This is a genomic window from Ktedonobacter racemifer DSM 44963 (assembly GCF_000178855.1).
Taxonomy (GTDB): domain Bacteria; phylum Chloroflexota; class Ktedonobacteria; order Ktedonobacterales; family Ktedonobacteraceae; genus Ktedonobacter; species Ktedonobacter racemifer.
The window spans coordinates 2,687,691-2,713,222 of the sequence record NZ_ADVG01000004.1 but is presented as its reverse complement, the minus strand read 5'-3'; the positions used below and the strand labels follow the sequence as shown (position 1 = coordinate 2,713,222).

Genomic DNA, 25,532 nt, shown 5'->3' with positions numbered 1-25,532 from the left:
AGCGCGGTCTCAAGAAAGGTTCGGCCCTGATGGCTCTCATGCGCAAAATGTTGGCGGTGGCTGCCCATTTACTCAGGCATGAAGAAGAGAGTTATGATCCCAGCAAAGTGAGTGCTGGTGCCGTTGGAGGCTAGGCGAGGCGGCACCAGCACTGGTCAGGTTTCAAGCATGTCAGCAGCCCCTCAAGAGGCTGTTATGGGGAGAGTGTGTGTCCTTCGGAGCCAGCTTGGCACATGTCTTCTCCAGGGCTTGTGAATTATTGCTGAGCGACGCTCCTGGGAAGCAAGAAGCGAAAAGCAAGATGAGGATGAGAAGCAAAGTGGCGTCTGGTCGCAGCAATCTGAGAAGACCCTTGACGATGAATAAGGGTGATCGCCAAATTGCGGAACGTTGCCAGGATCTGAGGTGCCTGCCCAGAGCGCAAGCGAGAACGATCCTCACCAAAGGTCATATCGCGGACATAATGGGAGGAGTTCTCGATACTCCAGTGTCCCCGTACTAATGCAAGTAAGCGCTGGGGGCTGGCCTCAAGAGCAGTCAAAGGCGTGATGAGATAGACCACTTCGTGGCTGGTTTTTCCCGTTTTGCGAACCGTGACGGTTCGTGTCAGTTCGGCCACTTGCTCGATGAGTGGCCAGTCAGCCAGGTAGGAATTCATTTCGGTGCTCACACGGATAGAACGCTTTTCAATCCGTCCTCGATGCTGATCAAGCGTGGAGTCTTGCGCAAAAGAAGCATGTGGATCGGCGAAATAGGCGGTGAGATCTGCGTAGAGGGTCGGCTGATTGTTTTTGACGGTGAGAACGGTTTTGCCACCCAAGGCATCCACGCACCTCATGAAATCCTTCTGCGTGTGCAAAGCGTCTGCGGTGAAGACGCGTCCATCGACAGGCAAGCAGGGCAAGAGGGCCTGTGCGACTGGGATTTCATTCGTCTTCTCGGAAACGGCAACTTGCAGCAGTGTTTCCTGGCTGTGATGTGTGCGAAAGGAGAGCAGATGGGGAGCAGAATGTTTGTCCGATCTTCCCCCACGAACCGTCTTGCCATCTAAGGCAATGGGATCATCGAGGGTGGCTTGCAGAGTCCGACGTATCCAGTCCGCCAGGGCGCACTCGATCTGTTCGGCATCCAGGCGCGGGAGGAGTTTGCGGTAGAGTGAATCACTGGGGCACAGGAAGCGACGTGGTCCGAAGAGTCGGATGAGCAGAAGACGTTGATCACGACACCACTCTGCAACTGCCAGGGTCGAGTCACAATTGCAGAGGAAGCCCGCTACCAGGCAGGTCAGCACGTACGCCAATTCATAGCGCAATCCATGCTTGGAACGGGGATCTGGGATGGTGGCAAACACTTCGTACAAACTCAGCAATGGTTGCTTTTCCAATAACTGGTGGCGAGCATCACTCGTCAGTGAAGGCAAGGTCAGTGACAATGCAGTAGAATAAGACATCGGAGGCTCCTTCTTCTCGATAGATCGGTTTGGAATGTCTATCGTAGCAGATCTTGGAGTCTCCTGCTCTCAGCAATAATTCACAAGCCCTGATGTCTTCTCTGACGATGCTTGACAGATTTTATGGCTTCTACGTAAGCTGTCACCAAATGGTATGATAGCAAATGACAAATTCTGTATGAGCCGTCATACTCAGCTTCATCTTTCTCATTGGCGCTTGGCACATCACCCATGATAGAACGTTCTTTGTTCCCTCCTCGTATCTTCTCAACAGAGAAAGAAATCATTGGTTAGCGTCGTGGAGGGGACTGATGAAGCAACGCCACTGGAAGTGCCGTCGGCAAGGAGTTGAGCATATTCATGCCCTCTCCCGCTGGGATCAGGCCTACCAATGCCTTCTGCGATGGACGAATGCCCCGCAACAGGGGCCAGTCAGTCAGGAGGAAATCGATGAACATCGCAGCATATGTTCGTGTCTCGGGTCAGCGTCAAGTTCAGACACAGACCATCGAGCAGCAATTGGAACGATTACAGATATACTGCCAGTGTAAGAACTGGTTCTGGGAAGACGTCCAGATTTTTCGGGATGATGGCTACAGTGGAGCCAGTCTCAAACGACCAGGGTTAGATCGGTTACGAGATCAGGTGGGAAGAGCAATTTTTGATCGGGTTCTCATCACAGCGCCCGATCGTCTCGCCCGCAAATATGTGCATCAAGTCCTCCTCGTTGAGGAATTGGAGCGAGGAGGCTGTCAGGTGGAATTTGTGGAGCATCCCATGAGTCAGGATCCTCATGATCAGTTATTGTTGCAAATCCGAGGAGCGGTAGCCGAATATGAACGTACCCTCATTGCTGAACGGATGCGTCGAGGTCGTCTGCAAAAATTTCGAGCAGGGACGATGCTTCCCTGGAGTCGCCCCCCTTATGGGTATCGCTTAGATCCTGATCATCCACGGGATCCATCAGGAGTCCGCCTTCAAGAACCTGAAGCGATCCATGTGGCAGAAATCTTCGCGTATTATCTGGAAGAAGGGCATGGCTTGGAGCAACTCGCCAAGCACTTACATCAGCTAGGGATTCCAACCCCCAATGGAAAGTCGTATTGGAGCCTGACGACCTTACGTGACATGTTGAGGAATCCGGTCTACGCCGGAACCGTGTATGCTGGTCGAGAACGTGTTGTCGCGAAACATCGTCGTTTTTCCCCTTTGCAACCTATTGGGCGTCGATCCAGTACACAAGAGACGCCCTCTCAGGAGTGGATTGTGGTGGGACAAGTGCCAGCTATCGTTTCACAGGAGCAATTTGATTGGGTCCAGGCAAAACTGGCAGACAATTTGCACTTTGCCCGTCGGAACAATACCTCTCATCAGTACCTGTTGCGTGCCTTGGTCAGTTGTGGTCTGTGTCACCTTTCCTGTTTGGCTCGGACGAGTTCTGGACATGCCTACTATGTCTGCCGAGGAAAGCAGGGGCCCATCCGTTCTCGACGAGAGGAATGCTGTCATGCACGTTTCATTCCAGTTGAGCAGTTGGATACACTTGTCTGGCAGGACCTCTGTGAGGTGCTGCAACATCCAGTAGTTATTGAGCAGGCGTTGCAGCGAGCACAAGCGGGCGCTTGGCTTCCGCAAGAACTTCAAGCTCGCCGGACACAGGTCCGCAAAGCACGTAACACGCTGTGCGGGCAATTGGAACGACTGACTGAGGCCTATCTTGCCGATGCATTTCCTCTAGGAGAATACAAACGGCGGCGGCAGGACGTAGAACAGCGACTGGTGGCAGTGGAGATGCAGGCGAGCCAGATTGAAGCGAGTGTCCAGCAGCACATGGAATTAGCCAGCATCACTGGTTCGATCAACGAATTTTGTCAACGTATGAATCGCGGCCTCTCTCAGGCCACCTTTGAGCAGAAACGGCAGTTGGTAGAATTGCTCGTCGACCGTGTGGTCGTCACAATGGATGAGGTGGAGATCCGCTATGTGATCCCCACCTCACCGCGCAATGAACAGGTTCGTTTTTGTCATTTGCTTACGGACTATTCAGCCGCAAAGTAGCGGGTAAAAGTATTTTTAAAAACTCGTGAAATAATGAGACACAATAAGTGTAATTAGATAAAGGCCGTGTGAAACAGGTATGGTTTTTCTATCTGTTCTATTTCCAACATTCGTGATTTCAGGGGTAATACAGTTATACGGCCTGGCGCTGTAGGGTAGACGGCTGGCGAAGTAACAAGGATTCGTTCGTGGAACAGTCATTTGGAACCATAAAGCTTGAAATAGTGCCTTCGTGCAAAGAAATGAGCGGGATTATTATTCAGATTAAAAAGTGCAACTGTAGTACTGGACGAAAAGCACTACAGTTGCTGAGGCGTTGTGGCTTGCCGGCTTCCATGACGAAGGCGTTCATCCTGATAAACGGAGCATCAACCCTGGAAGCTTGGTCGTTTAGCGATCGATCGTTGCCATGACCCAATCGGGATAACGCTGCCCCGAGACCTTTTCCGGTACCAGAGCATCGTCAAGCACCTTCATCTCGGCAGGATCAAGTTGGACAGCCGCTGCGGCCACATTCTCTTCCAGATATTTTTGGCGCTTCGTGCCAGGAATCGGCACAATGAAATCGCCCTTTTGTAATAACCAGGCAAGTGCAACCTGTCCGGAAGGGATGTTCTTTGCTGTGGCGATCTCGAATACGGCCTTCGCTGCCTGCACGTTGGCATCGTAATTCTCGCCTTGGTAGCGCGGATCGATATGTCGAGTATCACCCTCAGGATACTCTTCCGCACGACTGGCTGCGCCGGTCAAAAAGCCTCGGCCAAGCGGGCAAAAGGGAACAAGGCCGATGCCTAACTCACGCAGAACCGGAATAATCTCCGGCTCCAGATTCCGTTCCCAGAGCGAGTATTCGCTCTGGAGCGCAGAGACCGGATGGACGGCATGGGCGCGGCGGATGTTGGCTATACCAGCCTCGGAAAGACCGAAAAATCGGACCTTGCCCTCCTTGACGAGATCACCAACCGTCCCGGCTACATCCTCCATCGGCACCTTTGGATCGACACGGTGTTGATACAGAAGGTCAATGTAATCGGTCTGAAGCCTGAGCAGTGAGCTTTCTACGGCCTCACGGATGTACTCGGGCCTGCTTGCTGTTTCGGTACCAACCTGTTTGCCGTCCTTGAAACGAAAGCCAAATTTGGTGCCGATAATCACTTGGTCGCGCCGGCCCTTGAAGGCACGACCGAGGAGCTCCTCATTGGTCAGGGGACCATAGCCCTGGGCTGTATCGAAGAAATTGCATCCGATTTCGATGGCACGGTGCAGTGTCGCGATCGATGCTTTCTCATCTGCGGGGCCATAGGATTGGCTCATGGGCATACACCCAAGACCGATCGAGGATACTTCCAGCCCCTGACTGCCAAGTTTTCGTTTGCTCAACGTCATAATTTCTGTCCTCCAATTCAATGCTCTTTCGTAGCCTTATAGAAGTGCTCATAAGCTGCTCGCCAGGATGTACAGCAGTTGGCCGGAGGCAAAAAGCCTCTTTTTCCGGTTCCAAATGGCTGTCCCAGGAACGAATGCTTGCCATACCCCATCAAGATCGGTCGTCCCAATTTTGACGTATTGCATAATTTCTCCCGCTGTATTTTAATGCTATTCAGAATGGAAACTTTTCCTAAAGTCCCATCAAACGGGGAACTCCCCGTTTGATGTTCTCTATAATAAACGGGGAGTTCCCCGTTTGTCAAGGAGTCTGCGTGGAGACAAGACCATGAATCCAAAAGATCAGCGAGTGGATGCCCAGCACAATCGGGCAGCTATTTTAGCGGCTGCCCATGACTTATTGTCAACACACAAAACTGTCTCACTGAACGCGATTGCAAAGAAGGCGGGCGTGGCCAATGGGACACTGTATCGGCATTTTTCGACGCGAGAAGAACTGATTCTCGAACTGTATTGCCATGACGTCCAGCGCCACGCCGACACAGTTGACCAACTTCTCCAGGAAATGGAACCGCTTGCCGCGCTGCGTGTTTGGATTGAGCAGCTTGCCGTCTATGCACGCATGAAGCATGGTCTTGGGGAGGCGTTAACCAAAGCCGCAGAAAGCAACGTCGTTCAGCGGACGTACCAGCCGGTCATCCAGGCGCTGTCCTGCCTCCTTAAAAAAGCTGAGGATGCAGGACAGATCCGGTCCAACATCATACCTGACGACGTCCTGTTAGTAGCTGGTGCGTTGTGGCGCGTTCCGCAGGATCAAGCTGGCATCAAGCAGGCTGAACGTCTGCTTGATTTAATCCTGCGTGGATTACGTTAAAAATGCACCGTTGTTTCCTTCGATACAAGGAGTTCCCATGAATTACTCCGAACGTCGAGAGAGGGAGGGTCTGACACCATTCCGGTTCCAGATGGGGCGATCTTTTTGGTCTCACCACCTTTTCGAACTCAGAGGTCGGACGTGGGTTCGATCATACCTGGAGAGATTACTGAGTGGAAAAATAAAACTTAGCTTCTTTGAGAGCGCGAGGCGTTAGCGCCTTAGCGGGAATAATACAGCCTTCTTTTTGCTCGGAGGAGTCTTAGCGCCAAAAGTGGCACGAAAAAATGTCATTACCCCAGACACCGACTCGTATGATGGGTTACTCATGTTTAAAGTTTTCGTTGCGATAAAATCGGTGTGATTTTACCCCCATGTAGGCCGCTTCTGTGAAGCATATCCTGGCTCTTAGACTCGTTTGATACCACTGGCGAACCTTGGAGCAAGTGAGCATACTGAAAGAGAGAAGGAAGCAAAGGAGAGAAAAAACGGTCAGGGAACGCCAGGAGGACTCCATCGATGTCACTCAAGCCACAACCCATAGCACCAGTACCTCAAGAAACCGCCCGAGTCGCCCGAGCTGCGTACCCCAAAGGCAATGTCTACATGCAAATGCGCGATGTTTTGGGAAGCATCTACACCGATGAGGATTTTGCGGATCTGTTTCCCAAGGACGGACAACCCGCCGAGGCTCCGTGGCGACTAGCCCTGGTTACCGTGATGCAATTTGTCGAGAACCTCTCCGATCAGCAAGCAGCTGATGCCGTGCGTGGAAGGCTCGATTGGAAGTACCTTCTCGGCCTGGAACTCACCGATGCGGGCTTCGACGCCTCGGTGCTTTCCGAATTTCGCGCTCGTCTGATTGACCAGCATGCTGAGGAACGCTTGCTGGAGAAAATGCTGGCGCTGTTTCAACAGAAAGGCTGGCTAAAGGCTCGCGGACGACAGCGTACTGACTCGACCCACGTGCTGGCCAAGATTCGCGCCCTCAACCGAGTCTTGTGTGTCTGGGAAACGATGCGTGCGGCGCTCAATAGTCTCGCGGTAGTTGCTCCCGACTGGCTGCGTGCTCACAGTTCCCCAGAGTGGGTGGAGCGCTATGGGCCGCGCAGCGAAGATTCGCGTTCCCCTTTGGGAGAAGCCGAGCGTCTGGCGTTTGCTGAGGAGATCGGGCAGCAGGGAAGAGAACTGCTTGATGCCGTCTTTGATCCAACGGCCCCCCAGTGGCTCCGCCATGTTCCGGCTGTTGCGCATCTTACGACAGGTATGGGTGCAAAATTACCAACGGATCGATGATAGAGTCCGCTGGCGTTCGTCTGAGAATATCCCTCCACCTTCTCGCTACATCGGTTCTCCTTATGACGAAGACGCTCATTACAGCAAAAAACGGAGCACGACATGGGTGGGCTATAAAGTTCATCTGACCGAAAGTTGTGAAGCTCATTTGCCCTTGCTCATCACGCATGTGGAAACCACATCCGCTCCTGTCTCTGACGATGCAATGACGGCAACCATTCATGCCGAGCTTGATCGCAAAGCCCTTTTACCAGCCGAGCACATTGTGGATACCGGCTATGTGGATGCGAAACTCCTCGTCGAGAGTCAGCGGGACTACCAGATTAATCTGGTGGGTCCAACACGCCGCAATCATCAATGGCAGGCCAGGGAGCAAAAAGGTTTCGATGCTGACCATTTTTTCATTGATTGGGAACAGCAACAAGCAACGTGCCCGGAAGGGCACACCAGTAGCAGTTGGACTCCGGCCATTGACAACCGGACCAACGAGGTCATCAAAATTAAGTTCTCAACCACCGATTGCCAGGCATGTCCGTCTCGATCTCTTTGCACCCAATCAACTCGCCATACGCGCCGGACGGTAACCATCCGTCCACAGGAACAATATGCTGCCTTGATGCAGAGGCGAAAGCAGGAACAGACCAAGGAATTTGCCCAGATCTATGCCAGGCGAGCTGGAGTTGAAGGGACTCTTTCCCAAGGAGTTCGCGTGATGGGTTTGCGCCGTTCCCGGTATATTGGAGAGAGAAAAACGCACCTGCAACACATTGCCACGGCTGCTGCCCTCAATGTTGTGCGCAGCATGACATGGTTCGATGGCCTTCCTCGCGCTCAGACTCGTCGTTCTGCTTTTGCTCGTCTGTATGACGCTGCTTGAGAGGGTTCGCCAGTGGTATCAAGGTTGCGTAAGAGCCAAGTTATGGTCTTTTTGACAGCATCCCTGATCAGCAGAGGAATTGCCTAAAAATCAGCAGCGTAATGTCAAAGTTTACACTATCTAAGACTTGAACGCATTTCTGCTTGCCTCTTTTCAATTTTAAACGATCCAGTGACCTGTAAGAAACTGAGTCATCATCACAAAAAGCAAGACTCCCGATACCAGGAAGTAGTTCAAGCGGATGAAAGGAACTTTATCAAAGTCAGCCAGAATTATAAAGGCTGGGAAGATCTCCAGCATAAAGCGCGGCATACTTTGCAGGGGGAAATCACTGTGAACAGGTACCAGCAACACAAATAGATAGAAGGTCCATGCCAGTATCAGGTAACTTGTCCTCTCTTTACCTAGACGCCAGGGACCAAAGGAACCGAGCAGCAGCAAGAAGAAAACAAATAAGACACAACCCACATCCATCAAGTTGCGAATACCCCAGAATCCGAGCAAGCCGCTTCTCCAAGCCACAGAGAATGCCTCTACGATCCCATACCAAGGAACACTCAAAACACGCGACCAAAATGTCTGAGCATGGGAGAACGCCAGAGGATCACCAAAGGAGATGTAACAATATCCAGCAAACAGGATAACGCTCAATGGGATTATGAACAAACTGATAACGTCTAAACGGATCGCACGCACATTAAATTGACGTTGACGCATATACTCATAACAGAATGGCAGAGCAAGGAACACCCCTGCTGAGCGTGTTAAACCAGCAAAGAAAGCAAAGAGCGCAGCTAACCACCAACGCCCTCTCCGTAGATGATAAAAACTCAGTAGCGTTAGGCAGAGAAAGGGAGCTTCTGTGTATGCAGTAGCAAAGAAAAATGAGGTGGGAAAGAGTGACAAGTAGAGAACAGTTGCCTGTGCTCGTTTTTCATCGTAATCTTCTTTAACGAGCTGAAACAAAATGACTAGCAACACAAACCAGGCCGCATTAGAGATGAAAGCTCCAACATAAAAACCGTTTAATCCAGTAACATACGTTCCCAGGCGTATGAGCAGAGGGAAAAGCGGGAAGAAGGCTGTCCTTTGTACATCAGTATATCCTTCTGTAGCAATGCGCCGGTACCAGCCTACATCTTTACGACTCCAATACAGCAGTAGATCTTGTAGATGTGGATGAGTCGCTGAAAAGTCTGATTGGACAAAGAGAACTACACAACACGAGAGCACTAGCAAGGCCATATGCAAAGCAAAATACAAAGGAAATATTTGTTTTACAGCATAAATCCATTTGTTATCTAGCCAACGTGTTCGAGTTGCACCGGGCGTATTATCCAGCTTGCGTAGCTTCTCAATAGAAATCTGTTCTATGACCATGAAATATTCTCCATTTTCAAATATATACATATATTGAGGTAGGACTAAGATCCTGGCGATTTTGTGCATGAGCGTAACTTTGTTCTAAAAACGAGTGGATGGCAAATCTTTTCAGTTCACAGTTTTCCGCTCTCATTTCCCAGATCGAGCGTAAAATCTGAGCGGAGCAACCAACCGTGAATAGGCTGTTGACTTCACTGAAAGTACATTCAGTTCACAGCCTGAGCTTCATCCGGGCTTCCTGCACATTTTCGCTAACATCTTAGGCCACCCTCTAACTCATCCACAGAATAATCACAAAGAAATCAATGATTAATTTCCAAGACATCATGCTGCCTGCACAGCCGCACTACCTGGTGGATAGCCCCGAGAGGTGCAGCCTTGTTCCCTTTCTGTAAGGAAAAGCCTTCAACTCCTTTGCCACGTGCAAAGAAGGCCGTGAAAGCGGCAGGTGATGCGCGTTCCCAGTCGTTCGAATGTGAAGAGGGGCCATCATTACCTCTTGACACGAGAGAGAGAACGCGCATCGAACATGGCACCGCTCAGGGGGGAAACACGCACGATGGATGGGTGTTCCCCGCGATATTCCCTGCCTACTACAGGCTCACTTGAGTAGGAACTCCGTTCCATCTTCCTAGGAGTCCGACTACGCGAGAGGGTCAGAAGCCACAGGGTTTCTAACCCCAGTGGAGTGTCACTTATATTAATGCACTGAAATCTCAGGCTATCCAGACCTTTACCACAGACGATGGCTGCGTTGGGAGCCCGGATGGTGATTTGGATGGTGTGTTTGAAACTGTGCTCTCGCTGGTTACAATATACTTGCCATCAGGTGACCACGCTGGCACACTTATATTGACCGATTGATTCGCTTTAGCAGACACACTATAGGTGTAAACCTTCTGGCCAGTATTACTATCCAGAATCGTCACCCCTGCAGTATGACCACCACCAACCCTGTTATCGTAAGCAATCTCTTTCCCATCTGACGACCATGCCATTGTGTTAGCTGCAATGCCAGCAAAGGTCTTGATGCGCTGTTTGGTCTGGACATTCCAGATTTGCAGTACTGCTGCGTTGTAAGACCCATCGGGAAGTAAGGAAAACGCTAGATTGTGACTGCCAGGTTGCCAGATAGAACCTATTACATATTGATTCATAGATTGCTGGAACACAACCTGCCGTGTTTGTACATTCCACACCTGCACCTGACTTTGTGGCAAGTTTCCCGAATTCGACATACTGGCTGCAATCTCTGCTCCATCAGGCGACCAGGATATATCACTAATACTCCAGCCTGGTTCCGTGGTCAGTGAAGTAGAACTCTTTCCAGTAAAAGGATTCCAGATCTGAATAACAGCAGGACCATCCGCCCCGGCACCAGAGCTATACACAGAGGCAATCGATTTTCCATCGGCAGACCATGCAATACTCCTGAATGAAGGTGCTGAGGAAAGCGGCAAGCGATAAGACAGGGTGCTCATTTTCGTTGCAGGGAGCTCCACCGAGGTCAATGCTGTTGAGGCAGAAACCGCCGAGACAGTTCCCGTTGGGGTCGAGGCGATCGAGTTAGCCCGGTAGCTTGTAACGATCTTTCCATTCTGCCCATTCACAATGAGCACTCTTTCGCTTGTTGCAACCGCAAGGAGCTCACTTTTGGGGGACCATGCTTGAGGGATCGAGAGTACTTCGTTCGGGTTCAATTCCAGGTTGACTCGGTGCAGGCCTGTCAGTGCATCCCATATCTCTACTGTCCCTCCCCCTATGGCATTCGTACCGTTACGAACGGCTGCCACCCGCTGCCCATCAGACGACCAGCTTACAGAGGATGAACCATATTCCTGTTGAGCGCTGTAGACAACGTGCCCATGTGTTGGAGCTGTACTTACCGATGGCGATGGAGCAGCTTGGCTACCTGTCACACTCGTAGGGTGGCTTTGCTGATAGGCGTTCAAAACGATAACAACACTCGCCAGAATGAGCGCAGCCACTAATCCTAATCCAATGCCTGAAAGACGTTTCAAAATAGTTTTTCCCTTGTCATCGTTCCTTGAAATTACTTGATCTTGCATGTGACGATTCCCCTTTGCGATTTGATAGTCTTGAATTGGTATTGGCATTTCCGCTACTGTTTGCTGTTCTGTGCCCTTTATCTGCTGTGTGACGCGTTTCCAGGCACGATCCAATACTTCAGGATCATCCATATACTGTTCGTGTATCGCACGAATCAAAGGAACATGTTTTTGTTCTGTGATCTTTGCTTGCGTTTGTATCTGTAACAGTTTATCGATATCTGTGTCTACGCTTTCAGGATGAAATTGATTATCATGATTTTTCTTCATGTTGCTCCTCCTGCTGCTGTTCGTAGAGCGAGCGCAATTTATTTAAGGCGCGGCTTAATATCGCCCGAATAGCAGATGCATTTTTATTTAGTCTCTTGCCGATTTCGACTGAATGCATATCATATACGAAGCGTAGCTGTAGCACCTCCTGTTGAAGAGCATTTAATTTTCTGATATGAGTCCTTAGACGAGCATAATCTTCATAGCGCAACGTTAACTGTTCTGGTAACTGATAGATATTGTCCTCCTCCAGGACCCCGATGATCTCATCGATTGATGATTGATCTCTATACCGGCGATTGCTACGATAGTGATCAACCATTTTATTGCGCGCAACTCGAAGTAGCCATGTTAATTGCTCATGAGAACTCATGTTTTGCAACGCGGGATTCTTTAATGAGGCCATGAACACCTCTACCAGAAGATCTTCTACATCTTCTTTTATGGTTAAACGTGTATTCAAATAACGCTGAACTGTCTGTGCATGACGCTGGTAGAGGATGCCAATATCGATTTCTTCACGGTTAGAATAAGTGCCTAGTCTATGATGCATCAATATATTTCCTCTTCGTTTTTGAGCCCTCACTTTATTCATCGGATACGGACATCAATGTGTGATGCTTTTTTTCTTTTTGGTGAAAATGAGACATTTTTTGTAGAGGAATTATGTAAACGCGAGGACTCGATGAGGTACTTTTTTGGGAATTATCTGAGGTAATCTTTTCCCTCTCTCATGAGGAGAAACCGCTCCGTAGGCCATACACTCCCTTTTTCTCTCTCAGGGGTTACCTCAAATAATTGCACAATTTCACCACCATCTAATGGGTCTTCCGCTCCTTTGAAACGTCATGCGTTGCAAACGCACCACTCCGCATGAGGTCGTGTAGACCTCAGAAGATACTGCTGGCGAACCCTCGAAAGAGAGGTGACAAAGCCAGGCGCAAGATGTATCACCGATGCGATCGGTGGAAAGATCAATTTTCTTGCTCAAACGTTCTAGTGCAAGCTTGCCTATGGAGCGTGAACTGCTGAGGTAAAAAGAAGCGTTGTCTTGCTTCCATAAGGACATTCTCACCCTGCTCGCTGCCCATCCCTTGAGAAAGCTGCTCAGAGGGGTTCGCCAGCAGTATCTCGTTTGGTGATAAAAAAGAGAACCATATCAGCCTGGGAACTGAGAAGAATGCCCAGAGTCACTGCAAATGCTTCTTGTGGATGGTGCAAGAGCCAAGGGGCCTTCTTGACTGTGCAAGCCACATCACCAAACGAGTCTAAGAGCCAGAATATGGTTCACAGACGCATTTGGAGTCGAAAATAACTCCAAAGAGCATGTACCGATGCCCGGATCAATCGCTCTTATCGAACTTGCATCACAAGTTATTGGTGCAGGAAAAGCAGGCTGGCCTGCAAATTTCAATTTGTGAAGCATATTACGCTGGATTTTGCCAGAATAGTCTGCACGTCTCATTATCTCTCATACATGGTTCCTTTTCAAACAAGATTGACCTTTGCCAGAGGAGGTTGTTGTGCTTGCTTCACTTCCTTAATGTATTTTAGGGGTGATCTATTCCATTGATACCAAAGATCTGCTCCAGGTCGCGGCTGTACTTCTGTTCTGCCCACTTCTCGAAATAACTACTTTCTCTGCAAGTGATAGCCTACATTCACTCCTATCTTGCTTTACCCCTTGCGGATCAAAACCTGGGCAGACGATTCGCGTAGAGGAACGTTATCAATGTCGAGCGGCTTATGTGGGTAAAGTGCGAGGCTAGTTATACATACCTCTCAGTTAGGGATAAAGACATCGTTTAATGATGCAACAGTTTTCAGTTGTTCCTCTGTGATAATGGTTCCATCTCGAATAGCCCCATCTAAGATAGCTCCATCTAGCTTCGCGTTGCTCAGGTCTGCGTTGCTCAGATCTGCTAGAGTCAAATCGGCGTTAGTCAAATCAGCGTTGTTAAGTTTCGCGCCATTTAATTTGGCTCGAAATAATCTGGAATTGCTTAGATTTGCTGCACGTAGATTAGCTTCAATCAATTGGACCTCACTCAAGTTAGCACTCTGTAAGTTTGCGTTGTTGATCTCAGCGTTATTGAGATTAGCGCCCCAGAGATAGGCTTCGCTCAAATCGGCCCATCTCAAATCTGTATTACTGAGATTGGCATCGTCCAAATGGGCCTTGCATAATTTGGCCTGGAATAAATAGGCTCTGCTTAAATCGCTTTTAATTAAACTAGCTCTGCTTAGGTCTGTATTCACTAGTTCAGCTCCAATCAAGATGGCTTCTGATAAGCTCGCACTTAACTTGGCATTAGCTAATTTGGCTCCACTCAGATCAGCTTTATCTAGTTGCGTATTGTTAAGATTTGCCTCACTCAAATCAGCCCTATTGAATTTGGCTGAAAGTAAGTATGCTCCTTCCAAATCAGCTTCTCGCAAGTTAGCACCCCGAAGACTCGAATGGCTGAGAACGGCTTTTTTGAAAATAGCATTACTCAATTTGGCATTATTTAAGATAACCGAATGTAGCATTGCCTCACTCAAGTCAGCTCCCATTAGGTTTGACCCAGCCAAATCAGTTAGGCTCTCATCTGTACTAATATTAGTGCCTCTTAGACTAGACTCCGGGAAATTGATAGGTTTCTCTACCCCCCTGAGATCAGCACCTAATAAATCAATAATGTTGCCTGTACCTTTCTTTATAAGAAATGACTCATGTAAGAACAGCAGTAAACTTGCTTTGCGTGTCCCATCTAATTTTTTCAACGTGGTCAAGGTAAGTGCTCGTGCGATAGTCCGTACCTCATCTCGTGGTTTTGACTCACGCAGTTTATTCCCTTCGAGAAGCAGCTTTGACATGCGGTCGAGATAAGATTGCAAGGCGATTTCTCGCTGATTGTCATCTGCAATGCTCCTTTCAAGCTTAGCCCGTTCATCTGCTGCTTTCTTATCATCCTGTCAGGATCTCATGCCACTTCCTTTTCTTGCGCATCTAGATGTAGAATGCCTGAATCTTGCAGGCGAAAGATCAGATGGCGTCCATCTGGTAAGTTTGGCTGTCCTTGAGCAACCTTTGCACACAGCGTTTCCAAATCTCGGTTGAGTGCGCGGTCGTTAAATCGCTTGAGTTCGACCTCAACTCGCTCCCGTCCCCAGAAGATGCGCCCCGGCAACTGAAAAAAAGGCTGCAAGCGGTGCCAAGTTGCATGAGCGTACTCGACTGGAAAATAGTGATCACGCACCCATATACCCAAATTCGCGAGAGCCACCTTGAAGATCGTCATCACTTGATCTTTGTGGTTGTCCAGTTCGTACATTTCCCGCTCCTGTCGTGTGCGCCGTGAGGCGCGTTGTGGTATCCCTGCTGGAAGCAGGAGAAATGAGGGAATACATTTCTGGGTTATCAGTCTACCTGGATGCGAAAGTTGAAGGGGACAAGAGCAGACTGAGGAAGCGGGGCATGCTTGAAAGCGTTAGAGAGCAGGGCTACCGTATGACCCGCTTGCCATGGGTAAAGCTAAACTGCCTGAACTCCAATCCTGACGGGGTGAATGGGCGCACCCATCGGAAAAACGCTTGAAACCGATGTCACGCTCTGTCTCGGCATGAACGGTGGGCTGGGGCAATTCCCTGAGCGTGAACGGGGACCAACGAGGTCTATCAAGGGATGAGTGGAGACCCTAAAGCAAGCTAGCACGTATCACAACGACGTACCACGGGATCACCTTCCTGTCGCGAGGCAGATGGTGACAGAGCCGCCATATGATTGCGCCCATGTGGCATAGAAGTCTCTGCCTTGGAAAAGGCATCACTGGAGCATGGTGATTAAAGCAGCATCTTACCTGCGCTCACAATGAGTTCAGGGATACCTTCCTCCGAAAGGTGAGAGGGGACAGTAGCATGATGTGAGCAAGGCTGGTGAAGTTCGAGTACCGCGAACCAGAGGTCAGTCAGCGAGGTCGTGCGTGGTGAAGACCGGATTGTTTGAAACCTAGTCGTGGGGGAAAAGTGGCAGCCCGCAGGATACGGTATGATCGCCTGCGCTCGATGTTGTAGAGAAAGCTCATATTTCCCTGCAAAGCTCCCATCGAGACCAGCCCGCAAGGAGCGGGAAACGACGGACGGGACACCTAAAACACGAAGCGAGGCTTCTAGAGCAACTTGGGGATGGCCTACAGCCTGTGAAGGCCAAGGTCACGGAGGAGTCATAGTACTATCTCATCAAAAGTTTTTGTTGAGAAGGAAGGACTCTAGGGAATCTGCTTAATTCTAAGGAGGTTGACTTGGACGAGTCACACAAGACCTTACAGAGACTTGAGCGCCTACGACAACTGAATACAGACAGGAACTGGATCAACTCGAACCTCTATCGCCTGATGTACAAAGAAGATTTGTACGTTCTGGCCTACGAAAGGATTAAATCAGCCCCAGGGAATATGACCCCAGGAACGGATGGAAAAACCATCGACGGCATCTCCATGTGCATGATCCAACACATCATCGAGGAGATGCGAACGGAACGATTTCAGTTCAAACCGGTCCGAACGGTCTATCTGCCAAAACCCAACGGAAAGAAGAGAAAGTTAGGAATCCCCTCCACGCGCGATAAAATCGTGCAAGAGGTGATCCGCACCATTCTCGAATGCATCTATGATAGCCCAAAGGGACCATACTTTCACGAAACCAGCCACGGCTTCCGCCCGAACCGCAGTTGTCACACAGCGCTACGGGAGATTCGCGGGAAATGGCCGGCCATCAACTGGTTTTTGGAGGGAGATATTCAATCCTGCTTCGACGCGATCGACCACGGCGTGTTAGTGAGCCTCCTTCGCAAGAAGATTCGAGACGAGCGCTTTCTCAATCTCATATGGAAGCTCCTGCGGGCAGGATACTTAGACCTACGAGAAGCGAGACACGATAGTCTGGCAGGAACCCCGCAAGGCGGCCTGGCAAGCCCAATCCTTGCAAACGTGTACTTGCATGAACTGGATGAAAAAGTCGAAGAAATGTGCAAACAGGTAGAGAGAGGCGGGAAACGGAAACGACGAAACCCCCTCTACCACAAACTGTCAGAACAAAAACTCCGCCTTGTCAAGAAAGGAGCAACACGCACAAAAGAATTCCGCGAATTAGTACGACAAATCCGAAATATGCCAGCAGTAGACGTGGATGACCCTAACTTCATCCGCCTCAAATATCTGAGGTATGCGGACGATTGGCTGGTTGGGATCTGCGGACCTCGAAAGCTTGCAGAACAAGTCAAGGAAGAACTGAAAACCTTCCTGAGTCAACGCCTCAAGCTCACCTTGAGCGCGGAAAAGACAAAAATCACGCATGCACGCAAAGAACAGGCCCACTTCCTTGGAACTCGACTAGCCATTGGAAGAGAAGGAATTCAACGAGTCGTCACGACCAACAACGGTTCCGTACGGCCTGTCAAACGCCGTTCAACGGGCTGGGAAATAGTTATGGTGGCTCCCAGAGATGAGCTCATCAAGAAACTCCATGCGAAAGGATTTTGCACTGCACTAGGACAACCCACCACCAAGTTAGGATGGATACATCTAGATGCAGACCAAATCATCGCCCTCTACAATGGCATCAATCGAGGAGTACAAAACTACTATCGCTTCGCGGACAACTTTTCACACCTGATACGTATCCAATACATTCTCAAGTTCTCACTTGCTCACACGCTGGCAGCGAAATACAAGTGCTCAGTGCGCCAAGTTTTCAAGCGCTTTGGGAAAACTCCTACCGTTACCATCAAAGCAAAAGATGGGAAACGAGATCGTCAGGTCGCATTCTACAACAACAGCGACTGGAAAAAGCAACGGAACGGTTTTCAAATCAACCAAGCGACAGTCGATCAGCTCCGATGGAGCATGAAATTGCGATCACGCTCAAAATTGGGAATGCCATGCTGTATTTGTAGCAGTTCTGAGCAAGTAGAAATGCACCATGTCCGCCATATTCGGAAAACTGGCGCGAAAAAACCAGCCGGCATCAACGCCATATTACAACTGATGAATCGAAAACAGATCCCTGTCTGTTCAGAATGCCATCAGAAGATCCATCGAGGCGACTACAGTGGAATACGTCTCTCTGATCTGGCATACAACCCGTACGAATCAGTACAACGTAGGAGATTCCGTGAGAGCCGTATGCGGTGACAAGCTGCACGTACGGTTCGGGAGGGGGAGGTTGATGCTCTTGAGTGATCAAGACCTGGCCTCCTACCTCACGTCGTAGGAGTGACGACCTACCAGGGAGATCGGGAGATCCGATCGCAGGGCAAAGGGCGGCAGGAGGGGCAGGCCAGAACTGTGTAGGGTTGCAAGGCCGCGCAATGCATAAGACCTTGCTTATTCCCGATGCTATGGCCGGTTTCCTCTGGAAAGCTGTATGCTCGGAAACGGGCCTGTACAGTTTGGGAAGGGGGCAACAGAAAAGGTCCGAGAGGAACCTCGCTGGTGCCCTACTTCATTCTAGATCCTCAAGTGCTCGGAGTAACTCACGTTGTTCTCTACAGTACTTCTCGCACTTCGCAAACTCCTTGTTGCTGGTGTGATAGGCTTTCCACTGGCGCTGCTGGTACTCCTCAATTTCGGCATCAGCCCCAGCCTTCTCCTCTTTGATCGTTTTGTGCCGAAGCCAGTGCTCGACGCCTTGCTGCTCCATCTCCATTTGATGCTCGTTAAGGACGCGATAGAGCATGTCGGCTCGTTCTTTCGTCTGTTGACAACGTTTCCGGTACAGCTTACTCGCGTTGTGCATACGCTTGCGAGCTCCATCTGTCCACCGCTGCACGTTCTCAAGCCGTTTTTGCAACGCTTCTCGCTTTTTCGTCACTTCAGAGTTGGCGACGACGGTTTTTGCATAGCCATGATTGGTATCGATGCCAAGCGGGATAAGCCAATCTCGAATAGCATTCTCTTGAGCAGGCCACCGTCGAGTGTAGGTATGCACCAGTTCCGCTGCATCTGCTTCTGTTGCTGTCGTCACAATAGGAATCAGTTTCGGCTCGGTTGGTTGTGCAGACAAAGGCGTGGCCTGCCAGCCCTCGTCTAACCAGTACTCATGCGTCCCATCGGGGTTCTGATCCCAGCGCAGAGGTCGGTCGTTCTCCTCTGATGATGGTGCTTTGGGAACCAGACGGCGCCAGTCACGGATCAGCGCTACCCGCACCTCTAACTCTTGTCCAGGGTGGTTAGGCAAGGGCAGGCCGAAGCGCGCGAGTGCCACCTCTCGGATCACCTGGCCTTGTCGATTTGTCTGCAAAGGGACAAACTCTCCAACTTGCCGGAACGACTCCACTCCAGTATATTGATCGGTTCGCAGCACCGTTACCACTGTCTGCCCTTCATTTGCCAATGCTGCCAGGAATTCAGCCGCCATGCCCTCACGATCCACGACAATGCGCTTGGAGCGAGCCATCCCAGCCGCTTGCTCGTAGTGAGCAAAAATGGCTGGCAGCCCAATCGTCAGATGCTGGTCCCCCCGGTGCGTGGTGACGAGCAAGGGATGACATTCCTGATCGTGCAAGACCACAAGAGCGCGACATCCCAGGACTTTTCCCGTACGTCCAATCAGTCCGCGTGGAATCAGCGCATCGGCATAGACCGGCTTGCGGTGCCCATCGACGTAAAAGACGGACGTAGGTGTCTCTTGCTCCTGTGGCTCTAACTTCCATAGCGAAGCGGTCCAGCGTGCCAGAGCTTCAGTGAGAGGAACATTGGCTTCAACAGTGGCCAGCTCGGCCAGAAACCGCTCGGTATGGCGGTAGCCGTAGGCCCGATGCCGTCCCGAAAGCCTTGCCAACGCCTGGCCGGTGTAGCCGCGCAAATCCCAGGTTCGTCTGAGTCCTACCACTTGCAGGAACAGGAGGGTGAGCAAGAGGCAACGCAGAGTCACAGGTCGGCTTCGGGCGACACGGAGTGATGGAGCGGCCGTGGAGAGGTTAGGCGTAAGAGCTGTCTCCAGACAGAAAAGCAGTTTGGTTTCCTGAACAGCCGCCAACAACAACAGGCCGCCTACGCCTTCTTGCCACTCTGGTTCTGACGAAGAAGTCCCTGCTTCCGTTTTTTTTCTTGCGGTGATCGCTTGGAAGGATTACTGACGCCAAGATCGGCCCGGACACGGTTGATTTGGCTCACACTCACCTGGAGATCAAAACGCTCTCGCAGAGCGACCTGAAGAGTGGAACTCGGTGTACAAGGAGCCTCTCGGCAGCAGGCTTCGAGAAAAGCACGTGCCTCTCCACGTAGTTTCGACGGATGACCATGTCGCCCATCCTGCAAAGCGCTTTCCCCTTTGGTACGAACAGCATGAAGTAAACGGTACGCCATCGCTCGTTTCAGTGGCGTTGGAGTGCTTGCGCTGATCTGCCGAAAGGTGTGGCCCTCCAGCATGGTTGTCACCAATTGTTCTCTGGCTGCTTGGCGTTGGTGTCTAGCCATGTTTGCCGCGTTGTGCTCCTTCTCCATCTGATCAACTCCTCTGCATGAGCCACTCGACACCCTGTTCGACGACAAATGGCTTTGTGCTGCGCTCAGGCTGCCAGCCTGTTTGTAATGCCTGGCGAATGAGCCAGGCTGCGTGTTTGGGCGTGTGAAGATTGATGCCAGGGACATCCGATTGGTATCCCGATTGTAGATCCGTAAGGTCAAGTGGCAAGCCAGTTCGCAGTGGACCTCCTACTATGGGGTCTTCCCAGGTGCGAAAAGAGATGTGGAGAGGGCTGTTTTTCGCTTCAAGCAGGTAGGCGGTAAAATGGTCATGGCACTGCCAGGGATTGGCTGGATCCTGCGTCGCCACGTAGCCCGGCGTGAATTTCCAGAGATAGGTTTGGCCTTGCACGACAATCCGTCTGAGCTTCTTTTTCACTCTGCACCTCCTCCCAAGAATCTACCATACTGCGGAGTCTATGTCTAGATACGTAAGTGAGGGGAGCAGGGTTTCTCAAAAGTCCTGAAGCAACCAAGCAAGAGCCTCCTCTGGATGAGAGGCAAAACGACGAAGCTGGCGAGCGACGGTGGAAACCCGGTGCAGGTGCATGAGAGAAAGAACCACGTTATTGAGCACGGCCAGCATTTCCATCACCGGAATGAAGCGGACTCGGCAACGGTCCTCCCCAAGGGTGGCATCTCGATGCCAGTGGAGATGATTCTCCACCTTCCAGTGTGCTCGAAGGTAGTGCAGAAGACGTTCTGGAGGACAATGCCTCAGAGAAAGCGTTGTTAACCCGTAGCGAACCTCGCAACTGTGCTTCCCTTTGATCGTTCGTTCGCGCTGTAAGCGAAAGACCTGTCCAATCTCGCCCCAATCCTTGAAGAACAAGCCATTGAGATCGGGACTGCTCATAATCGAGCGACGTTCCAGACGACCATGGCCCTTGTCAAGCTGAGTATACGATTGCCAGGTGCTCTGATCTGCTTGCGGGTCTTCAAAAAACAGTTCGAGGTCCGCGCGAGCAACAGGTGTATTGTCCTTGATGATGAGAATCACCTCCCCTCCAGCTCGTGCGCACCAGCCGAGTCATCTCGTGATAGCTTTGCGCCGCATCAACGGTGATCACTCGCCCTTTACATGTCACCTCGGTCAGAAACGGTTTGAGCGCGCCAACCTCATTCGTCTTAGAGCCAATGGGGATCTGCTGGAGGACCACACCCGTTTCTGCTTCATAAATATGCAGAAGATGTTGTTGGGGATGCTCTCCTCCATATGCCTGCTCCCCAGTGCTTTTGAGCGCTTTGCCATCAATGGCCAGATGGACGTGCTGGTCGTCTGGCTCTCCTTCTCGCTGGTGGCTCATCTGGCGCACAAACCACGCGGCCAGATGAGCATTGACCTGTTGACTGTCTAAGCGTGCCAGGACGTAGCTGTAGGTATTGGCACAAGGCATCCGTTTCCAGGAAAGGTTCACATTCGCGCGGATGACCTTTTCCTGATCCTTTGCCCATTCACTTGCTGCTAGCAGGCTGCTCATCCCCGCCAATTTTGCCAGGACGACCACCAGCAGCACCCCCGCGAGGTCATATTGCCTTCCTCGTGCTTTTCTTCCGTCTCTCAGATGGTGACAAACCTGATACAGGGATTGCATCTGTCTCGACGAGCAGACGGGCTCCCCCTTGTTTTCTTCCAGCAATGTTGTATAGTCCATGCTGAGTCACTCCTTGAATGCTGTGTTTTTTGATGTCATGCATTCTACTGGATTGACTCTTCTTTTTCACCCCTCACCAGACTTTTGAGAAACCCTGGTGAGGGGAGTGGCGTGAAGCCCTGCTGATACGATCTTGATCCACCGGGTTGAGCACTGTGCGCACTGCCAGTACGATCTCTCTGTTGCTCCTGCCAGACTCGTCGAGAAACGTCAGGTCATCGACTTGCCTGCCAAGCGGCTCTGGACCACGGAACATCAGGCCGAAGAGAAGCAGTGTCCCAAATGCTTGCACCTGACCCGTGCCTGCTTCCCCGCAGACGTTAGAGCACCAGCACAGTATGGGCCTGCTATTCAGATGGCGGCAACCTATCTGGTCACTGGCCAGGTCGTTCCCTACGCACGGGCGAGCCAGCTCCTTCACGATCTCTTTGGGGTCCAGCTCTCCCCGGCCAGCATCACTCGTTTTGTCCAGGACTGTCATCAGCATCTTGCCGCGTGGGAAACGCAGCTCAAGGCAACGATACTCAAGGCACGGGTCCTGCATCAAGACGAAACCGGGATGCGTGTGGGGAAAGAGGGCTAGTGGGTCCATGTGTGTGCTACCAAACAGTTCACTCACTACGGCGCACATCTGAAACGAGGATGAGAGAGCATGGATGCCATCGGCATCGCACCGCTCTTCGAGGGCATCTCGGTGCATGATGGCCTCCCCAGCTACCAGGGCTACCGGTTCAGCGAAGCATTGTGCAACGTCCACCATCTGAGGGATCTGACCTTTATCGAGGAAGAACTCAAGCAAGACTGGGCCAAAGACATAAAAGACCTGCTGCTCGATATGAAAGAGGCTGTTGAGCTAGCCCGCGTGCGAGGCCAGCCAGCTTTGGAGACGGCTGTCCTCGCGGCGTTGCTCACGCGCTACGACCGGATTGTGCAGGCTGGCTTCCAGATCAATCCTCTGATTGAGAAGCCACCAAAGACGAAGTAGTACAAGCGCCTTCCTGACAGGCCCAAACAAAGCCCGGCACGTAACCTGCTGGACCGTTTCTCGACCCGCAAGTGAGGCGTGTTGCGCTTCCTGCTGGATTTCAGCGTGCCCTTTGATAACAATCAGGCCGAACGGGACCTGCGCATGATCAAGATCCAGCAGAAGGTCTCTGGCTGCTTCCGCACACCCGATGGCCTTATCAGCTTCTGCCGCATTCGCAGCTACCTCTCGACGCTGCGCAAGCAGAGAGTGCTGATCTTTGCTGCACTGGAGCAGGCTCTTACTGGTCACCCGGATTTCTCCATGTTTTGACCCCTTCTGAACAGTTACCATTTTCGCTAGGATCTTAGTCTACCCTCTTTTTGCGGTTATCCTGGGGGTACCTCAGATACACGCTGCATGCCACGCAGCGGTAATCTTGTCACCCCAATAAGCAAAAAACCGATGAGGCAAGACCAGAATCCAAGCCCACTTACATTGATCAAGATGCTACGCCACCCGAAGTTAGCAAAATTAAGACATGAAAGGATGAAAATGATTCCCATCCAGAGAAGGCCTATTTGGCCGATATTGTTGTACAATCGATTAGTAGAAATTCTTTGATTACGCCGCAATTTCCAAATTTCTCCTCCTAACTCAAAAATGATAAGTGCAGCAAGGAGCCCAAAAGGAATAATCCAAAGGAATCCTCCGAGTTTAGGGAAGGTTTGAGCGACGAAGGGAAGGGTCATGAGCTTCCACGCAGAGGGGCCTTCTAAAAGATTCCCGTGAGTATGAAAAGGAGCAATGTACCAGGGTAAAAAGAAAAAGCCAATCAGAAGGAGAAGGTTGCCTAGAAAAAGGAGGGCAATTTTTGTTCTATTGTTCATGATATCCTCCCTAAGGTAGCTCGCGGAAAATAAACCCTAATCATCCCCTCATGAGGTTTTGATGGTATAGTTTCCCACTTTCCCATGTTTACTATCTGCTTGCTCGGCACACAACTGGTAAATGACATCCGAAGTGGTTCTGTCTCACTCTTGGTGATTTAGGTTGCTTGCTTTTTTCATCAATAGATCGTTCTACATGCAGAAATCCATAGATGTAGAAGGATCTGGTGAAAATGGAAGTGAAGCAAGTCGCAGCTCTCCCAGAGAGATTAGAAGTGACAGATATTGAGATGGTTGATGGAGTGCTTACCATTATGGCAGTTTCCATACAAGCACGTCCAGCTTGCCCGCTCTGTGGAGAGCCTGCCACACGGGTTCATAGCTATTACACCCGCAAAGTCGCAGACCTTCCTTGTAGTGGACGGCAGGTCCGTTTGTTCATCCACGTGCGAAAATGCTTTTGTGATGCGCCCGACTGTGCCCGAAAAATTTTTGTAGAGCGCCTGACGCCTTTCGTTAACACCTTTGCACGAGTCACACAGCGTTTGTATCAGATCGTGCAGATTATCGGCTTGGCAACTGGAGGGAGGCTTGGCGTGCGTGTCACAGATCGTCTGGAGATACAGACCTCACGCCACACCATTCTCCGACGCATCATGGCGCTGCCTACAGAGCCAGTTGGAGCAGTTTCACAGATTGGCATTGACGACTTTGCTTTCAGGCGTGGTCGCAAATTTGGCACAATCATCGTGGATTTACGCACACATAAGGTGCTCGACGTGTTGCCAGATCGGACGGCTGACACTTCAGCCGCCTGGATGGCAACCCACCCAGAAATTGAAGTAGTGAGCCGAGATCGAGGAGGAGACTACGCTGCCGCAGCCAGGAAAGCGGTTCCAGAAGCCACGCAGACGGCAGATCGGTTTCATGTGTTGAAGAACCTTGGAGAGGCTCTGGAGGGAGTCCTCTCACGTCATCTTGCCGCTTATCGCAGAGGCCAAGCCGAGAAGTCAAGAGCCACTCCCCTCGAAACTACCCAACCTGTCAAGCCGCTGAAATCGAGTCCGAAGGCAGCCGCGCTGAGCCAGGCGAAGCGAGAGGAGCGCCTGGCTACATACGAGCAAGTCGTGGCTTTACGGAAACAGGGCTTCTCGCAGACAGCCATTGCCAACCAGGTTGGAATCGGGCCATGCCACCGTTTCGCGCTGGCTGCGCAGTGATGCCTTTCCCCAACAACCACCACGTCCGCGAAAAAGCCGCCTTGATCCCTATCTCAAAGAGGTTACCAAGCGGTGGGAGGCAGGCTGTCACAACATCGCTCAGTTGCATCGGGAGTTGGTTGCTTCTGGTGTTCCCCTGACCTACAAGATTGTATACAAGCAACTGGTTCGTTACCTTCCAGAAGGGCGGAAGAATGCCCAAAGGCCCGATCAGCTTCCACGGCCTCCTGTGCTAGCACGACAAGCTGTCTTCCTGTTTCTTCGCAGACCTTCGGAACTGGAGGCCGACGAACAAGAAACGCTGGCGCTGCTCCAGTCTCTGCACACGGAGATGAAGCTGGCCTACGAGTTGGTTCAGCAATTCGCTCAGATGTTACGCACGCGCACAGGAGAACAGCTCGACGACTGGCTCGAACGGGTAAAAGCCAGTAAGATTCGCGAACTTCAGGGCTTTGTTACTGGTGTGGAACGAGACAAAGAAGCAGTGACAGCAGGGCTTACGCTTCCCCAAAACAATGGTTTGGTCGAAGGGAAAGTCAATAAGCTCAAGCTGATCAAGCGGATGATGTTCGGGAGAGCTGAATTTCCTTTGTTACGCCAGCGCGTGCTCCATGCGCTGTAACGCGCGAAGCC

18 protein-coding genes and 3 pseudogenes are annotated in these 25,532 nt (G+C 51.0%); 7 read left to right on the top strand and 14 right to left on the bottom strand.

The window, feature by feature from the left end:
- Positions 1-256 precede the first annotated feature (256 nt).
- Together KRAC_RS53910 and KRAC_RS73200 are read right to left on the bottom strand one after the other, a co-directional pair.
- Positions 257-1,450, bottom strand: coding sequence for an ISAs1 family transposase (locus KRAC_RS53910; protein ID WP_007912830.1), 1,194 nt, complete (start codon positions 1,448-1,450; stop codon positions 257-259).
- 290 nt (positions 1,451-1,740) lie between these two features.
- Positions 1,741-1,908, bottom strand: coding sequence for a hypothetical protein (locus tag KRAC_RS73200; protein WP_157506249.1), 168 nt, complete (start codon positions 1,906-1,908; stop codon positions 1,741-1,743).
- Between KRAC_RS73200 and KRAC_RS53905 the strand changes: the two genes are divergently transcribed.
- Positions 1,901-3,508, top strand: a complete 1,608-nt coding sequence (locus KRAC_RS53905) for a recombinase family protein (protein WP_007921617.1) — start codon at positions 1,901-1,903, stop codon at positions 3,506-3,508. The genes KRAC_RS73200 and KRAC_RS53905 overlap by 8 nt on opposite strands.
- Positions 3,509-3,898: 390 nt before the next feature.
- Here KRAC_RS53905 and KRAC_RS53900 read toward each other — a convergent pair whose 3' ends face one another.
- Positions 3,899-4,894 carry an aldo/keto reductase gene (locus tag KRAC_RS53900; protein ID WP_007921616.1) on the bottom strand — a complete coding sequence of 332 codons (996 nt, stop codon included), beginning with the start codon at positions 4,892-4,894 and terminating at the stop codon, positions 3,899-3,901.
- 328 nt (positions 4,895-5,222) lie between these two features.
- Here KRAC_RS53900 and KRAC_RS53895 point away from each other — a divergent pair, with 328 nt between their 5' ends.
- Together KRAC_RS53895 and KRAC_RS53890 are read left to right on the top strand one after the other, a co-directional pair.
- Positions 5,223-5,768: a TetR/AcrR family transcriptional regulator gene (locus KRAC_RS53895; protein WP_007921612.1), complete on the top strand. Its 546-nt coding sequence runs from the start codon at positions 5,223-5,225 to the stop codon at positions 5,766-5,768.
- 519 nt (positions 5,769-6,287) lie between these two features.
- Positions 6,288-7,941, top strand: a pseudogene (locus KRAC_RS53890) (IS1182 family transposase).
- Positions 7,942-8,100: 159 nt separating this feature from the next.
- Here the strand turns inward: KRAC_RS53890 and KRAC_RS53885 are convergent.
- The 5 genes from KRAC_RS53885 to KRAC_RS53865 all read right to left on the bottom strand — a co-directional run bounded on the left by KRAC_RS53885 (position 8,101) and on the right by KRAC_RS53865 (position 14,980).
- A complete protein-coding gene (locus tag KRAC_RS53885) occupies positions 8,101-9,321 on the bottom strand; it encodes a mannosyltransferase family protein (protein ID WP_007921608.1) in 1,221 nt (406 codons plus the stop codon).
- A gap of 719 nt (positions 9,322-10,040) precedes the next feature.
- The gene (locus KRAC_RS53880; protein WP_007921607.1) at positions 10,041-11,663 is read right to left on the bottom strand and encodes a WD40 repeat domain-containing protein; all 1,623 of its coding nucleotides are present in this window, start codon (positions 11,661-11,663) and stop codon (positions 10,041-10,043) included.
- Positions 11,647-12,216 carry an RNA polymerase sigma factor gene (locus KRAC_RS53875; protein ID WP_007921606.1) on the bottom strand — a complete coding sequence of 190 codons (570 nt, stop codon included), beginning with the start codon at positions 12,214-12,216 and terminating at the stop codon, positions 11,647-11,649. The genes KRAC_RS53880 and KRAC_RS53875 overlap by 17 nt, the downstream gene beginning before the upstream one ends.
- 1,229 nt (positions 12,217-13,445) lie before the next feature.
- Entirely contained in the window at positions 13,446-14,543 is a 1,098-nt protein-coding gene (locus KRAC_RS53870) for a pentapeptide repeat-containing protein (RefSeq protein WP_052569335.1), read from the bottom strand.
- Between the two features lie 86 nt (positions 14,544-14,629).
- The gene (locus KRAC_RS53865) at positions 14,630-14,980 is read right to left on the bottom strand and encodes a hypothetical protein (RefSeq protein WP_007921603.1); all 351 of its coding nucleotides are present in this window, start codon (positions 14,978-14,980) and stop codon (positions 14,630-14,632) included.
- Positions 14,981-15,946: 966 nt separating this feature from the next.
- On the opposite strand from KRAC_RS53865, the gene KRAC_RS53855 reads away from it, so the two are divergent.
- Positions 15,947-17,836, top strand: coding sequence for a reverse transcriptase/maturase family protein (locus KRAC_RS53855; RefSeq protein WP_007921601.1), 1,890 nt, complete (start codon positions 15,947-15,949; stop codon positions 17,834-17,836).
- 310 nt (positions 17,837-18,146) lie between these two features.
- On the opposite strand, the gene KRAC_RS53850 is transcribed toward KRAC_RS53855, so the two are convergent.
- From KRAC_RS53850 to KRAC_RS78885, 5 genes are all read right to left on the bottom strand, one after another.
- Positions 18,147-19,688, bottom strand: coding sequence for a BAR domain-containing protein (locus tag KRAC_RS53850; RefSeq protein ID WP_040447632.1), 1,542 nt, complete (start codon positions 19,686-19,688; stop codon positions 18,147-18,149).
- Between the two features lie 8 nt (positions 19,689-19,696).
- Complete coding sequence (locus KRAC_RS53845) at positions 19,697-20,149, bottom strand: helix-turn-helix domain-containing protein (RefSeq protein WP_007921597.1); 453 nt, start codon at positions 20,147-20,149, stop codon at positions 19,697-19,699.
- A 4-nt stretch (positions 20,150-20,153) separates the two neighbouring features.
- On the bottom strand, positions 20,154-20,549 hold the full coding sequence (locus tag KRAC_RS53840; protein ID WP_007921596.1) for a hypothetical protein: 396 nt from the start codon (positions 20,547-20,549) through the stop codon (positions 20,154-20,156).
- Positions 20,550-20,624: 75 nt separating this feature from the next.
- On the bottom strand, positions 20,625-21,170 hold the full coding sequence (locus KRAC_RS78890; RefSeq protein WP_052568076.1) for an ISAs1 family transposase: 546 nt from the start codon (positions 21,168-21,170) through the stop codon (positions 20,625-20,627).
- Entirely contained in the window at positions 21,109-21,825 is a 717-nt protein-coding gene (locus tag KRAC_RS78885) for an ISAs1 family transposase (protein WP_040443781.1), read from the bottom strand. Before KRAC_RS78885 ends, KRAC_RS78890 begins: the two co-directional genes overlap by 62 nt.
- Positions 21,826-21,958: 133 nt before the next feature.
- Between KRAC_RS78885 and KRAC_RS77650 the strand changes: the two are divergent.
- Positions 21,959-22,810, top strand: a pseudogene (locus tag KRAC_RS77650) (IS66 family transposase).
- A gap of 78 nt (positions 22,811-22,888) precedes the next feature.
- Positions 22,889-23,122: an IS66 family transposase gene (locus KRAC_RS80520; protein WP_083815222.1), complete on the top strand. Its 234-nt coding sequence runs from the start codon at positions 22,889-22,891 to the stop codon at positions 23,120-23,122.
- 56 nt (positions 23,123-23,178) lie between these two features.
- Here the strand turns inward: KRAC_RS80520 and KRAC_RS53810 are convergent, their stop codons facing one another.
- Positions 23,179-23,679, bottom strand: coding sequence for a hypothetical protein (locus tag KRAC_RS53810; RefSeq protein WP_007921594.1), 501 nt, complete (start codon positions 23,677-23,679; stop codon positions 23,179-23,181).
- A 233-nt stretch (positions 23,680-23,912) separates the two neighbouring features.
- Between KRAC_RS53810 and KRAC_RS80515 the strand changes: the two are divergent.
- Positions 23,913-25,521: pseudogene (locus KRAC_RS80515) on the top strand (ISL3 family transposase).
- Positions 25,522-25,532 lie beyond the last annotated feature (11 nt).